The sequence below is a fragment of the Microcystis flos-aquae FACHB-1344 genome, assembly GCF_014698375.1.
Classification (GTDB): domain Bacteria; phylum Cyanobacteriota; class Cyanobacteriia; order Cyanobacteriales; family Microcystaceae; genus Microcystis; species Microcystis aeruginosa.
Genome location: NZ_JACJSW010000212.1, coordinates 1 through 13248, shown reverse-complemented (window position 1 = coordinate 13248; position 13248 = coordinate 1). Strand labels below are relative to the sequence as shown.

Annotated in this window: 10 protein-coding genes and 2 pseudogenes; 3 read left to right on the top strand and 9 right to left on the bottom strand. The window is 42.3% G+C overall.

Going from position 1 to position 13248, the window contains the following annotated elements; genetic code table 11:
• Positions 1-220: 220 nt before the first annotated feature.
• Positions 221-922 (bottom strand): DUF3120 domain-containing protein, encoded by a 702-nt coding sequence (locus H6G48_RS22115; RefSeq protein WP_190723201.1) that lies wholly within the window; start codon positions 920-922, stop codon positions 221-223.
• A gap of 163 nt (positions 923-1085) precedes the next feature.
• Here H6G48_RS22115 and H6G48_RS22110 point away from each other — a divergent pair, with 163 nt between their 5' ends.
• A complete protein-coding gene (locus H6G48_RS22110; RefSeq protein WP_190723200.1) occupies positions 1086-1754 on the top strand; it encodes a hypothetical protein in 669 nt (222 codons plus the stop codon).
• Between the two features lie 178 nt (positions 1755-1932).
• Here the strand turns inward: H6G48_RS22110 and H6G48_RS22105 are convergent, their stop codons facing one another.
• The 8 genes and pseudogenes from H6G48_RS22105 to H6G48_RS22070 form a co-directional block, all read right to left on the bottom strand.
• Positions 1933-2694, bottom strand: a complete 762-nt coding sequence (locus H6G48_RS22105) for a sulfite exporter TauE/SafE family protein (protein ID WP_190723199.1) — start codon at positions 2692-2694, stop codon at positions 1933-1935.
• Positions 2695-3246: a DUF2854 domain-containing protein gene (locus tag H6G48_RS22100; protein WP_004162761.1), complete on the bottom strand. Its 552-nt coding sequence runs from the start codon at positions 3244-3246 to the stop codon at positions 2695-2697.
• Between the two features lie 411 nt (positions 3247-3657).
• Complete coding sequence (locus H6G48_RS22095) at positions 3658-5340, bottom strand: alpha/beta hydrolase (RefSeq protein ID WP_190723202.1); 1683 nt, start codon at positions 5338-5340, stop codon at positions 3658-3660.
• Between the two features lie 61 nt (positions 5341-5401).
• Positions 5402-6575, bottom strand: a pseudogene (locus H6G48_RS22090) (RNA-guided endonuclease InsQ/TnpB family protein).
• Positions 6576-6734: 159 nt separating this feature from the next.
• A complete protein-coding gene (locus tag H6G48_RS22085) occupies positions 6735-8924 on the bottom strand; it encodes a chromosome partitioning protein ParA (RefSeq protein ID WP_147071071.1) in 2190 nt (729 codons plus the stop codon).
• Between the two features lie 32 nt (positions 8925-8956).
• A complete protein-coding gene (locus H6G48_RS22080) occupies positions 8957-9430 on the bottom strand; it encodes a hypothetical protein (RefSeq protein WP_190723198.1) in 474 nt (157 codons plus the stop codon).
• A gap of 354 nt (positions 9431-9784) precedes the next feature.
• Positions 9785-11095, bottom strand: coding sequence for a mechanosensitive ion channel family protein (locus H6G48_RS22075; protein WP_190723197.1), 1311 nt, complete (start codon positions 11093-11095; stop codon positions 9785-9787).
• 2 nt (positions 11096-11097) lie between these two features.
• Positions 11098-12390 (bottom strand): sugar ABC transporter substrate-binding protein, encoded by a 1293-nt coding sequence (locus H6G48_RS22070; RefSeq protein WP_190723196.1) that lies wholly within the window; start codon positions 12388-12390, stop codon positions 11098-11100.
• Positions 12391-12582: 192 nt separating this feature from the next.
• On the opposite strand from H6G48_RS22070, the pseudogene H6G48_RS27280 reads away from it, so the two are divergent.
• Both H6G48_RS27280 and H6G48_RS22065 read left to right on the top strand, forming a co-directional pair.
• A pseudogene (locus tag H6G48_RS27280) lies at positions 12583-12672 on the top strand (type II toxin-antitoxin system HicB family antitoxin); the annotation flags it as partial.
• 364 nt (positions 12673-13036) lie between these two features.
• Positions 13037-13174, top strand: a complete 138-nt coding sequence (locus tag H6G48_RS22065) for a hypothetical protein (protein WP_242034735.1) — start codon at positions 13037-13039, stop codon at positions 13172-13174.
• The last annotated feature ends 74 nt before the right edge of the window (positions 13175-13248 follow it).

Sequence of the window (13248 nt, the reverse complement as noted above, 5' to 3'; positions counted from 1 at the left end):
GCGTTAGATTTATTGGGAGTTTCCCTGATTTGTACCCAGTAACGGGGCATCAGAAATTCTTTTAATCCCTTCTACAGCACAGGTTATGGCTTTTTGTCAACGGGGAAGTCCAGATATAGAGCGAACTAATCAATTAAGTCTCTTACCAGATAAGGATTTAGTCGATTTATGCCACCCTATTGAACCATACCAAACCAAGTAACGAAGAACCGGAAAACCCTTAGGCCAGAGAAGCGGTAATCCAAAATAAACCATCGACTAAAATTGTACTCAATACGGCTCCGCTAAATGCCCACCAATGGCATACCCGTTTTTGCAAAGGATAGATACCGATCGCTAGGAGCAGGTTGAGCAGCACAATCGCCCAACTGATGCCCCAGGGGGTCTGAATTTGGGCCAAGGCGTTATCAAATATCGGCGATACTAGGTTGGGAGCTAGTTCCACGGTCATTAATTGTCGCCAGTAGGGAATTAGTCCCGTTAGATAGAAATATACATCGGTGATGGCGGTTCCTAACAAAGAACCAAGATAGAAAAGATTGCCCACTTTGCGGCGACCTTTGTATAATCCCCAGAGAACAAAGGGCAGCCCGATCGCTTCCATGGGAATATGGATCAAGGGTTCCCAACGCCACCAACCCCAGTATAGAGAACCTGCTAACCAACTCCAACTAAAGCCCAAAAGTAAATCTCCCCAAAGACTGATTTTTGCTTGTTTGAGCAGCCAAATCCCTAACCCGACCCAGAAAACGGTTAAACCTAGGCTAATTTCGGGATAGTAGCGCACTAGGGGCGCTTGCAGGAACACGGGGACTGATACCAGAAATGCTGCTGTCCAAAAGACGGATTGACATTTTTCCCAGTTAGGGACTAGGGGTTTCAGGCGATCGGGATTGCTGGGGACTAGGGTAGAGTTGAGCAAAGGATTTCAGAATTGTTACAAAACTTCACTTATATTAAGATACATCATTCTTTCTCTACTATATCCCCCCTAGGGGGATTTGGGGAAATTTAAAAATTGTTTTTGGCAATGCGCTATCCTGTTAAAATCGAAACGACAGCAGCGATCGAGGAGTGCAAAAAATATGGCAGCGGGCCATGAAGAAAATCCGAGAATGCCCCTAGATAAAGTTATTTTTGTCATTGCTTGCGTCTATCTAGGTTGGGTGGTGGCATGGCTAATCAGTCAAAAAAATGCGCCTGTCTCTCAAAATGGCACGATTTCCCAGGAAGAGCAAAAATTTATCGCCTATCTGCAATCATCCCTGGCTATTATCGATCGCCAAGGTCAAACTTCATCCCCCGATCCTGATCCTGATCCCCAAAATAACCCTTCTCCGGTAGCCAGGGTTCCACCACCACCCCCCGCTAATTTACCGGTTAATAATACTCCCCAGATCATAGAAAGAATTTACGTTCCCGTTTATCCCCAAACCCCTGAAACTGCTGCCAAAATTGCCCCGGTTACACCCGCAAATCCCGACATTTCCGCGCCACCATTACCGGCTGCCCCCCAAGTGAATCGGCCGTTGGCAGCGGTTATTCCCACTAATAATCAGGTGAAAAATACCCTGGTGGGGGTGATGGATTTAGGCGATCGATCTTCAGCTTTATTTGATAATAAGGGGATAACTATGCGTATTTCTCCGGGGGAATTTATCAACGGTTGGACTTTAGTGGAAGTTGGTAGTCAACAGGTTATTTTGTCTCGCAACGGGCAAACGAAAGTCTTAGAAGTGGGACAATCTTTTTAGGGTGAACTACCCGCTGGGCGAGATTGTCGGGGCTTCTGAACTCACGGGGGAATGCCTGAAGATAGACTTACGCCCACCTGGCGGATTTGGTATGATAGAGACAATTAGAACAGGTTTGAGAACTAGGAAAAAATCTATCAATCTCCATCAATAAAACACCTGATTGACAAACATCTTGTTAACGAAGAAAATAAACTGTAGCGGTAATAATACTCAGAATTACCACAGTCCAGCGCAGATAACTAGGAGAGATAATTCTAGCTAGTTTTCCCCCCAATAAACCCCCAATTAAAGAGCCAATTGCTACCACTATCGCCGCCGACCAATATACCTGATTAGAAAAGAGAAAAAACCAAGATGCCGCCACGTTAACCACCAAAGAAAGCAACTGTTTTAAAGCATTTAATCTCGTGAGATTATCCTTGAGAAATAAGCCCAAAATTGCCAACTCGATCACACCTAAACCCGCTCCAAAATAACCACCATAAATTGAAGCGAGAGTGATGGGTAAAAACGCCCAAATTTCCGGTATATTGCCCTTTTTGTCCCCCTGTCGCCGCTGCAACCAAGAGCGTAAAGTATCTTGAAAAGCCAATAAAGCCGCCGCTAAAAGAATCAGAAAAGGAATCAGGCGGTCAAACACTTGATCGCTGCTATTTAACAGCAAAATACCACCGATAATGCCGCCAATAACTGCCGATGGTAGCAATAACTGAATCCGTTTTTGTTGCCCGTGCAGGTCTTTTTTTTGGGCGAGAGTTGCCCCCAGATAACCCGGGCATAAAGCGACGGTATTAGTCACATTTGCCATTACCGGTGGGATACCCACCGCCATCAGCGTCGGAAAAGTAATCAGACTACCGCCACCGGCAAGAGCATTAATTAAGCCGGCAGCCACGGCAGCAATTGCCAAGAAGCCATACTGAATAGGCGTGAGCATTTAGGCGTTAGGAATAGTAATTAGGGCTAAATCAATTTTTTCCTCATCAACTTGCTTAATTTCGGCTCTAATTCCCGGTCCAAAGTATCTTTCGATTTTTTCTTGTTTTGCCAGCCACTTTTCTAGGGGTAAAAGGGGCGATTCAAATTCTAGGGTGAGACAATAGGCGGAATCAACAGCAGTTTCACGAATTGCCACTAAAGTCGGTCTTTCCTCGTCCGTGGGGCTTAATCCCAGCTTTTCTAGGGCTTCATCCAGATGCACTTCCTGTCCGTAGCGATAGCGGGTGACATCGTTGCGAAGTTTGGTTTGGGTGACAGTAGCCTGTTGTTGGCGCAATTGCAAGATTTCGGGGCTAGTGGGTTGACTGAAGGGTATAGGTTTGATTTCTGAAGCTTTTAGGGCTAAACCTCCCAATAATAACGGTAATCCGTAGAAAAACCCCGCTAAATTGACCGTGGCGTTACCTTGGGCATAACCGATAATCCCGATAACCGTTAAAATACTGCCTAAAATTAAGCCAAAGTATGATAGTCTAATTTTCCTGAGCATGAAATAATTTTTTTCTTGAGTACGCTAATCCTTTAGAGATTATACAACTCCAAAGAATCTTTTTTGCAGATGGGCAGTGGGGAGATTTTTCCGTTATCAGTCATCAGTCATCAGTCATCAGTGAAAAGAAAACAACGAACTTGACACTTAATAAGTAAGTAATCTCAATTAACTGTTAGATAGTGGGACAGGCTTCTGGTTTTTTGTATTTTATCTTTAATTGTAACCAGCTACTTAGTTGATGATAGGTGGTGCGTTAGGACGGATTGTTACCTTCAAGTCAAAACAGGAATTTTTGCCGTCTAACGCACCCTAGGTTTTACTTAGTTGATGATAGGTGGTGCGTTAGGACGGATTGTTACCTTCAAGTCAAAACAGGAATTTTTGCCGTCTAACGCACCCTACGTTTTACTATTGCCTATGTACTCGCAATTTCTCAATTAATTGAGATAACTTCTGGTCAGAAGCGGCAGTAATAAAGTCTAATTTAAACTTTTGTCCCTGACTGAGATATTCTGCATAACTAGACAGAAGAAAAGGACGAAACTTTTCATTATCAGCAATATAAACTTCAAAAAAAGCCACCAATAAAGCTCCCGCATAATTCTCGATTAAATTTTGATCGGGTAAAGTGATAGCGACCACAGACTCGAGGGTTTTTTGCATTCCTGCATCCAATTCTGTAAAATTTACATGAGCTTGTCCCTCCACCATGGCCAGATATTTATCCGGCGTTTTTAACCAAGTAAAAGGAATCGCCTGTTCAAAAATCGGATTAGCTGCTGGGTCATAACTTCCTGAACCCAAGAGGACAGGAATCGAGATTTTACTTAAACCTTTTTCCCCAAAAATACTGCGGTTAACGGGATTAGCCGCAAAGACAGCCGTGACTCGTTCATCGCGAAAATTATAGACCTGTCTAGGCAATTCTAGGGCGCGACATTCCAGTAAAATAGCGATATTAATCCCGGAGTAAGGACGATTACAATCTTGGGCGAGATTATCAAAATCAATTTGTGCGCCGGCAACAGCTAGAGATGTATAACCCCCGAAGGAATGACCCGCTACTCCCACATTAGTGAGGTTAAGTTTACCTTGAAATTGACTAGCATTTCGTCTGGCTAATTCATCGATGACAAAGCTAATATCTTTGGGTCGATTAATAAACTCATTGCCATCAAAAATATTGCGATAATACCCCCCTAACATTCCTTGTAGGTATTGGGTATCACTGCCGGGGTGTTGCGGTGCCGCTACTAAAAATCCGTAGGAAGCTAGATGTTCAATTGCTTGGGCATAATCTTCTGGTCGCGAGGCTAATCCGTGGGAAAAAATAATTACAGGTGTTTTACCGTCTCGGAAAGTTTGCGGGATATAAACATTCACATATAAACTGCGATTGCGACTGCTATCGGTTAGGTTCCAAACTTCTTTTTTTACCTGAAAGCTACCGCGCTGACGCAAATCGGGTAAACTGGCATAATTAATCGCTGGTTTAACGGCAGCGGCTTCCTCGGCTGTCCAGAGGCGCATATCTTTGATAAATATTTCCGCCACATAAACCGCATAATCGATGGTTTTAGCTAATCCGAGGATTTCTTCCCCCTGTAACTGTATATTATTGGGGAATTTTTTCAGGACATTTAAAAGGGTTAATCCCCCCGGATCAAAAGCGGCACTAACAATCGCACCCCGCAGGGCATATTTACCATTAATTCCCCCTTCAATGGTGATGCCTTTGCCCAAACGATAGAGCATATCAGCACCCATCACACTATTAAAAAAACGAGATAGTAAAATAGGATCGATGTCAATCTTTGTTAATAAAGCCTCACGAAACTTCTCTCTTGCTTCGGGAGTTGTTCTGGCAAGAAATCTTTTTAAATTAGCATCAATCTTTCCTTCTTTAGCAAAGGTTTCTAGGGATGCTACCGATACAGAAAAGACGAGGGGAGTATAGACAAATTCAATTTCTTCAGCGGCTTTTAGGGGTAAAGCGGTCATACCCACAGCGAAAAGACCTAGGAGAAAAGCTCGCAGCCGACGGGTGGAATTATTTCTGGGAAAACGATTTTGTAAACGGGGAATAATCATGGGATTTTTAGTTAGGGTAGATGACAATAAGTGAACTACTCTCAAGGTCGTTGAGAGCTTCCTATTTCACGGGGGATTGCCTCAAGACGGACTTACGCCCAGATTTTGGTCTTATATCCCCTCTATAGGCAGTATCGCGCTTTTCCTAACGACAATATCCGTAATCTTTCATCTCGAATATTTATTGCCGCATTTATGTCACGATCATGGATTGTTTTGCAATGCACACAAGTCCATATTCTAACATCAAGGGATAAACTACCCACTTGATTCAGACAGACATGACAAGTTTTAGAACTAGGGAAAAACCTATCAACTTCGATATAGGTTTTTCCTTGCCATTCTGCCTTGTATTTGAGCATTGTACAAAACATTCCCCAACTACAATCACTAATAGCCTTAGCTAAATTATGATTGCGTACCATGGCTTTAACATTGAGATTTTCTACCGCAATAACTTGGTTTTCGTTAACTATCTTACGGGATAGCTTGTGGAGAAAATCCTCACGACATCTTGAGATTTTAGAGTGAACTTTAGCTACTTTACCTCTAGCTTTTTGACGGTTGTTACTTCCCTCCTTTTTACGCAATAGCTTTTGTTGTTTCCTTTTTAGATTGCGTTGATGTTTAGCTAAATGTTTAGGATTATCATATTTACTACCATTGCTGGTAATAGCAAAATGATTCAGTCCTAAATCAATTCCTATCGCTTTTCCATCCGTTGATGTCTCAAGGGACTCTAATCCATCATCAACTAAAATAGAAGCGTAGTATTTACCGTCTGGGTTTTTTGAAATAGTAACAGTTTTAATTGTTCCTGCAAATTCCCGATGACGAACACAATAAACTAATCCAACTTTACCCGGTAATTTGAGGTAGTCACCTTCAAATTTAACATTAGCTGGATAGCTAATTGATTGTTTACCATGTTTAGATTTGAATCTTGGTAATCTCGCCCGTTTCTCAAAGAAATTTTGATAAGCTTGCGATAAGTTCAAAGCAACAACCTGTAAACACTGAGAATAAGCATCTGTCAACCACTCATATTCTTTTTTGAGACTGGGCAATAGTCCTTGAATATAGTTTCGTGTCAGTCCTTTTCCCGTGGTTTTATAGGTTTCTTGGCATAAATTCAGGGAATAATTCCAAAACCAACGACAACAACCAAAGCTTTTTGCTAAGGCTATTTCTTGCTCGGTATTAGGCTTAAGTCTGAATTTGTACGCTTTGTACATAAGAGTTATCAAGAAACTATAACTATGATAACATAGTTTTTGAGGAATTGTCTGTATACTGGTCAGCATTCATGAGGGGAACCCTGGGGCGAATTACTTGGGTCCTTTAAAAGCCCCGTCCCATCGCGCTAAGCGCGAGGGATGAATGCTGACACTAAGTTAAAAGTGAAAAGTGGCGGCGAGAAAGGGTCCGTTAAAGTTTTGCGTAAAACCGAACGCGTTATCGCCACTACCGTTTTTATACTCGATCCCGTAGAAACGATAGGCGAATTGCAGGGAAATTTGGCGATTCACCCAGCAATCGACTCCAAACAGGAGGTTCCAGCTTAGATCTGTATCGCCGGCCAGCCCGAAACCGGAAGCGTCTCCCCGAATCCAGAAAGTGATCGGATCGGACACCTGTACCCCAAATTTACCGCCGAGGAGCGGTTCAAACCAAGTTCTCCCCTGACTGAAGGTTTGTTGGAAAGTTTGGCTGAAGTTGACGAGGGGACTGGATAGTTGTACGGTAAGCGTTTGCTCGATATCGATACTAATACTATTGAGACGAAGGCCCGCATAGGGCTGGAACCAAATTAAGGGAAAAGAGCGATTAGAGGGTTTTTCGGGCAGTTCGTGGCTGATCGGAGCGCCGATATGGTAACTGACGGCGAAATCGTAGATGCCCTGATCGAATTGTAGGTTTGTTTCCGAATCCGCTTCGAGTTGCTGTAATTGGCGATTGTCGGCGAATTCTTGTACCTGTTGCATTGTTTGTTCTAGTTGTTCGAGCGATTCTCGGGCGTTCTGAATTTCTTGTTCGAGTCGTTGCAGGGGTTCGCTATCTTTTAACCCCCGTAACTCTTGGAGTTTCGCTTGCAGTTGTTGCAGGGGTTCGCTATCTTTTAACTGCTGTAGCTCCTGAACTTTTGCTTGCAATTGTTGGAGGATTTCGCTATCTTTAGTCTGCCGCAACTCCTCAATCTTCCCTTGTAGTTGTTGTAGGGGTTCCCTATCTTTTAGCTCCCGTAACTCTTGAATCTTCGCTTGCAGTTGTTGCAGGGGTTCGCTATCTTTTAACCCCCGCAATTCTTGAATTTTTTCCTGCCCTCTAGCCAGTGCTTCCTGTATTTGCGAGAGCTTTTCTTGAAAATCCTTTAAATTTCCTAGCCGATCGCTAAAGGCAGGATCGCGGGGTAATTCTGCTATTTTCTGCTCTAAATCCCGGAGATCTCGAATATCGATATTATCCCGAATCTCACCTATATCCACGTCGGGGAGAGTCTGAATTTTTACGACCATTTCTTGTAAAGTATTCTGGCGTTCGGCCAATTGTCCTTGAAGGCTGTCAAGAGCCTGTTTAAATTCGTTTAAGCGCTCGGCTTTTCGCTCGACCTCTTGCTGCACCTCCTGTCGAATTTCTGCGAGGGTCGTCTTCAGTTCCTGCGCCTGCTCGATTTTCGGAACGATCTCTTGCTGAAAACGTTGCCGAGCGTTATTGATCGCCGTTTCCAGTTCCTGTAACTGTTCCTCCCGAAGGGCGACTTCCTGCCGTATCTGATCGCGCACTTCTTCGGCCGCCGCTGGTAATTGGCTTAATTGTTCGGTTTTTAGGGCGATATCCTGTCGTAACGCTCGAATTTTGTCTCCTGCCTCTTGAAAGCTCCCCTCTTCTTTTAATCCTTGTATCCGATCGACCGACTGGGAGATGCCTTCGAGTCCATTGATCGCTTTTTGAATTCTCTGGCTGGCATCCCGACTCAGCAACCAATTCAAGGAGTCGATAAAATTCGGCTGTCGAACCCTTGTCTTCTGCCGGTCGATCACGTTTCTCAAGCTGGCGTAATAACCGTCGAAAATCAAACCGAAACGACCGTTCCAGGCTTCCACGCGCGCGCTACCGGTCACCCGGAGCGATTGTAACACTTCCCCGAGATCGAGATGATAGCTGACGGTACGTCCCCGGGCCGTTGCGGTTCCGTAGGTACTGATCGGAATGGTCGCGTAGGGCTGAAATTTAATCTGCCAACCTCGATCCTCTTGGCCCTGGGGAGCGGGATTTTCCGGTGCGATCGGGGTCGCAGCCGGGGTGGGTTCTGTGAGGGGAGAGGCTGGCAAAACGGGCGCTCCTACTCCCGCCAGCTCCTTGGCACAGGCACTGTCGGGTAATTCCTCGGTTCGGGTTTCCCCCTCGAATAGCAAGGGGGCGACCCTATTGGTCAAGGGGGTAAAACCCTCGCAGAAGGAAGGGGCAACGGTCACGGGAGCGATCGCTTTCCCGTCATCTATCGCTTCGGCAAGAACACTGGGGACGGGAAACGATAAACCGAACAAAGTCCAGATCAGCAGGCGGCATGGCGAGAATCCCATAATTTTTCACTCCTCACTATTAAAAAAACGATCTAGCGGTAGCAGCCGACAACGGTTACCGTGTAGGTCTTGCCGAAATGGTTGACACCACCGATAAAAAGATTGACTTGATAGGGTTCATCGTTGGGTTCCGGTGTGGCGGTAATAGTCAGGGGTTTACCCGGGTCGATCCGTACATCTTGTTGGTTAAAAAACTGTCCCGTGGTTTGATCGCTGTACTTGAGGTACATCTGGATATCGAAGGAACCACCCTCATCCGAGGATATAGTGGCCACGAATTTTTGCCAGCTGCGATCGCTCGGAACCGCCCAATCGGTATTCCAGTTATTGCGAGTGATATCGACACCGAACACACTGGGAACGGTCGGTTGAGAAACGGTCTTGGTTACTTGGTTTCCTTGACCACCGATCAAAGGTATCGGGACGCAGGTTTCTGAGGCACTAAGGGGCCAATTTAAGGCAAGGGCAAGCGATAAAGTGCCGAGCCAAGTAGGACGAAAAATCATGAGCAAAACCTCGATATTTTCCTGTTAAAATCGATAGATTAATCTGGGAGATTTTGATTCTAGATTATTGAGGATTTCTGAATATACTATCTCTACCATGATAGTATATTAAAATTGTTTTTATGTCAAGATATAAGCCATTAATAAAAAAAAACAATATAGCGTTTTTCAGTCTGCTGAGGTACAAAAGTTATGGGTTTTAGGCACTCATGCAAGAGGCAGAAGGCAAAAGGGAAGAAAAATAGGTGTACCTCACTAGCTTAGGAAACGCTATAAATACATACATTTAATAAGTGAAAGTGATATATTTTCAGATGAAAATAATCCGATAATATTTTTGACTGGGATAAATTGCTAATTATTGCGAATGTGAATATCTTGCTGCGGGAAGGGAATCTCGATACCCTGTTGAGTAAACCTATCAAGAATAACACAATTAATATCACTAATTACTCGCTTTTTCCTGTTGACATCATCCAACCAGAACTTTAATTCAAAGTTTAAACTAGAATGATCAAAATTCAGAAAAAAGGCTACTGGTTCGGGGTTTTTAAGTATGTGAAGATGTTGAGCGGCAATGTCTAGCAATAAATTCATCACCTGTTGGGCGTTAGAATTATAACCAACTCCGATAACAACTGAACAATAAATCAAGTTATCACTACCCGTGTAGGTGGTGACATCCTCAGTAAAAAACTTTTGATTGGGAATAATTTTTTCGGAATTGTCTGTAAGAATTTGCACTGTTGTCGCTCGAATACCTAGCTTTTTTACCTGAGAAGTCTGTCCTTCAATATTAATGATATCACCGGGTTTGAGAACTTTTTCAAATAATAGTAAAATACCGCTAATGAAATTACTTACCACTTGCTGCATACCGAAACCAATACCCACCGATAAACCGCCAGTAATTGCCGCTATTGCCGTTGCATTAACTCCCACATAACCCAAGATGATAATAAAACCTAAGACAATGAAAAAATAACGTCCTAACAGTAAAGTTGCTTCAATTTCACCGCGACTCGCTTGCTGATTTAAATTAGTAATGCTCAGAATTATACTCTCTATAAGAACAACAATAATTACCAGAAAATAGGGAGCTATTATCAAAATAAATATGCTTCTCAATGTGATCGGACTATTGAATAAATTGAAGGGAGATACTTGGGCAATTTCTTGAATATTATTGTAAACACCAATAATATTTCTCAGGAGGAATAATACCAATAAAGGTGCTAAAAGCCGACCATGATAATATTTAATTGTATTGACGGAAAACCTAGCGTATAATCCAGCTAATAAACAACGATAAATCAAATAAAAAAATATTAATTGTATGGATAAATTAATCATTCCTCTTGTCCAGTTTTGACTGAAAAAAATTAGATACTTTAAGTCAAGTAAAATTAGACTAATAACTGGAAAATTAAGAAAATGTATCAGGATAGCAAAATATTGACGGACGGTTAATTTTTGATCACTATGGATCAAACTGGTGACGGGAGTAAATCTTTTTTCTAAGTAAGACCATAACCATTTTGATAATAACCAAGCAAGAATTAAAGACAGAAAAATGATCGCTAATTGACTTTGAACATTCCTGCGTCCTAAAAATAATAATTGGTTAGCAATTATTTCCGAAAGAGAGGGGATATTGTTGTTCATAATTAATTTATTTTCCTGACTTCCTGATCGAGACCTGATTGAATATAAAGTGTCAGTTTTTGGGCTGCTGCTGAGGAAGATATTTCACCAGCGATCGCTCTTTCATACCAAAATTCTCCTTCTTCTAAAATTTTATTCAACTTTTCCCAATCATCCAGAGGTACTGCCACGGCATTTTGAGATTGTTGTAATAATACCGATTCGAGCGGTAGTAAATTTCCTTCGATCTGCACCCGTCGATTAGTGGGAATAAAACTTTCTGTTTGGATGATTGCTTGTAATTGTTGTTCGGGATTAGAGAGAAATTTTCCTAAAGCTAACCCCAAACTATTTTCATTATCACTATTATTGCGATTAAATACCATCACCCGTGTATAGAGAATTGGTGCTGCTTTACCCTGAGTTTCTTGGGGAAGTAAAGCGACTCTGAGATCATCTTGTAGGCTGTTTTTTAAATCGGCAATTTCCACAGAATTACACACATAATAGGTTAAGCGGCCTCTAGCAAAGGCATCATGAAGTAATTCCCGTTGACGATTGAGGATAAAATTAGGCTGTGACGAGGCAAATTTTAGCCATTCTAGCCATTTTGCCCAACCATCTAAGCGAGGTTGCAGCCGACCCTGATCATCCCACAAATAGCCGCCAAAAATTGCCATTCCCCAAAAAGTATCTTCAAAAGAGGACACCATCCCCACAGAATAGCCTTTGCGCGCACGTTCCACTAATCCCCCTAAACTGGTGGGAGGTTGCTTCAGCGCTGGATCGGGACTAACTTGTAATTTTTTTTGATTATAACACAGTACATTTGTACGGGAACCTAAGGGAATGCCATAGATTTTTCCTTGATAGCTAACTTGTTTCAGCGTCGGGGGATAATAAATAGATAAATCTAGATTGTTCTGGTCAATTTCCCCCAGTACTCCTTGGGATACTAATCTGGGTATATTTCTCGAAAAAATTAGAATAACACTCGCACCCAATCCGCTTTGAGATTGTTTAAAAAAACGTTCGGGTATCTCATCAACAGGAATAGCTTGTTCAAGAATTGTCACTTGCGGATTTAATTTTTCAAACTCTTGCAAACCGAGACCTACTACTTCAGTTAAATTGCCCTCTTCTGGATACCAAACCAAAAGGGTTCCTGGCCGTTGCTCCGATGATTGGTTAGGAAGATCACTAAAACAAGCATAAAGAAAAATTGGCATCAAGATAAAAAGCAATAGGAGCGATATAATTACCCTTATTTTTTTACTTCTCCAAGCAGTTTTAACTCTGAGCATTAGGGATTGCATCACTCGTGATCCTTCAAAAATATTGCCATAGATCCATAGTACATGAAAAGGTGACTAATAATCTTCATCAGAAAAATAACTAACATGATCTTTTGTCAAGAGCCACCAGTCTAGCAACAACCCCAGTTACTATCGGCTGCCATAATAGAATTAGTCCAAAACGCCCTGCAAGAACTACAAAATCTAGAGGAGGAAAACACCCTTGAAGTTCTAGATCTCCTTATCGAAGACTACACTGCACGAGGCAAATCTCTCCCACCTCTCCGGGCTATTTCCGCATAGCCCAAATATTCTCAGTTCAGTAATATCTCCTAGTATTTAACCGTTCATAGAACATTTTACACCATGATCTCGGAAAAGCCAAAATAAACTTCAAAAGAACCCAATGGAGTGGCAATAATTTGGGAAAATCACAGTTATATTCTCATCACTTAAGAAGAATGGGAATCCTTAGATGAAACTGCCGAACTCATGCAGCAATAAAGGAGATTGAACTTTACGTTATCCTGATATCGGGGGTTTCTTGGTTTAGACCTAGAAGCTATATTAGAGACAGTAGGCGATAGTCACTGATAACTGTTAACTGTTAACTGAAATAACAGCAGTACCTTCTAGTTTCAATCAATAAAAATTTAGGGTAATAAAAATGAGTAAGTTTAAATTATTTGATGATATTCAACTAACGGAAGATATTCCCTTAACCGATGGTGGAATTGCGCCTATCGGTACAGTTGGAGCCAGAAATGTTGAATCTCGTAACAAAACTTTACATTTAAGAACATGACAACCCCAGAACGCCATTTTTCAGATTGAATAGACAATTTTCCTAAACCAGTGTACATAGCTGATATGTTGACA

Excerpts from the sequence above, each read along its gene's own strand:
- H6G48_RS22110 (WP_190723200.1), top strand. The coding sequence starts at position 1,086 with ATGGCAGCGGGCCATGAAGAAAATCCGAGAATGCCCCTAGATAAAGTT.
- H6G48_RS22105 (WP_190723199.1), bottom strand. The coding sequence starts at position 2,694 with ATGCTCACGCCTATTCAGTATGGCTTCTTGGCAATTGCTGCCGTGGCT.
- H6G48_RS22100 (WP_004162761.1), bottom strand. The coding sequence starts at position 3,246 with ATGCTCAGGAAAATTAGACTATCATACTTTGGCTTAATTTTAGGCAGT.
- H6G48_RS22095 (WP_190723202.1), bottom strand. The coding sequence starts at position 5,340 with ATGATTATTCCCCGTTTACAAAATCGTTTTCCCAGAAATAATTCCACC.
- H6G48_RS22085 (WP_147071071.1), bottom strand. The coding sequence starts at position 8,924 with ATGGGATTCTCGCCATGCCGCCTGCTGATCTGGACTTTGTTCGGTTTA.
- H6G48_RS22080 (WP_190723198.1), bottom strand. The coding sequence starts at position 9,430 with ATGATTTTTCGTCCTACTTGGCTCGGCACTTTATCGCTTGCCCTTGCC.
- H6G48_RS22075 (WP_190723197.1), bottom strand. The coding sequence starts at position 11,095 with ATGAACAACAATATCCCCTCTCTTTCGGAAATAATTGCTAACCAATTA.
- H6G48_RS22070 (WP_190723196.1), bottom strand. The coding sequence starts at position 12,390 with ATGCAATCCCTAATGCTCAGAGTTAAAACTGCTTGGAGAAGTAAAAAA.
- H6G48_RS22065 (WP_242034735.1), top strand. The coding sequence starts at position 13,037 with ATGAGTAAGTTTAAATTATTTGATGATATTCAACTAACGGAAGATATT.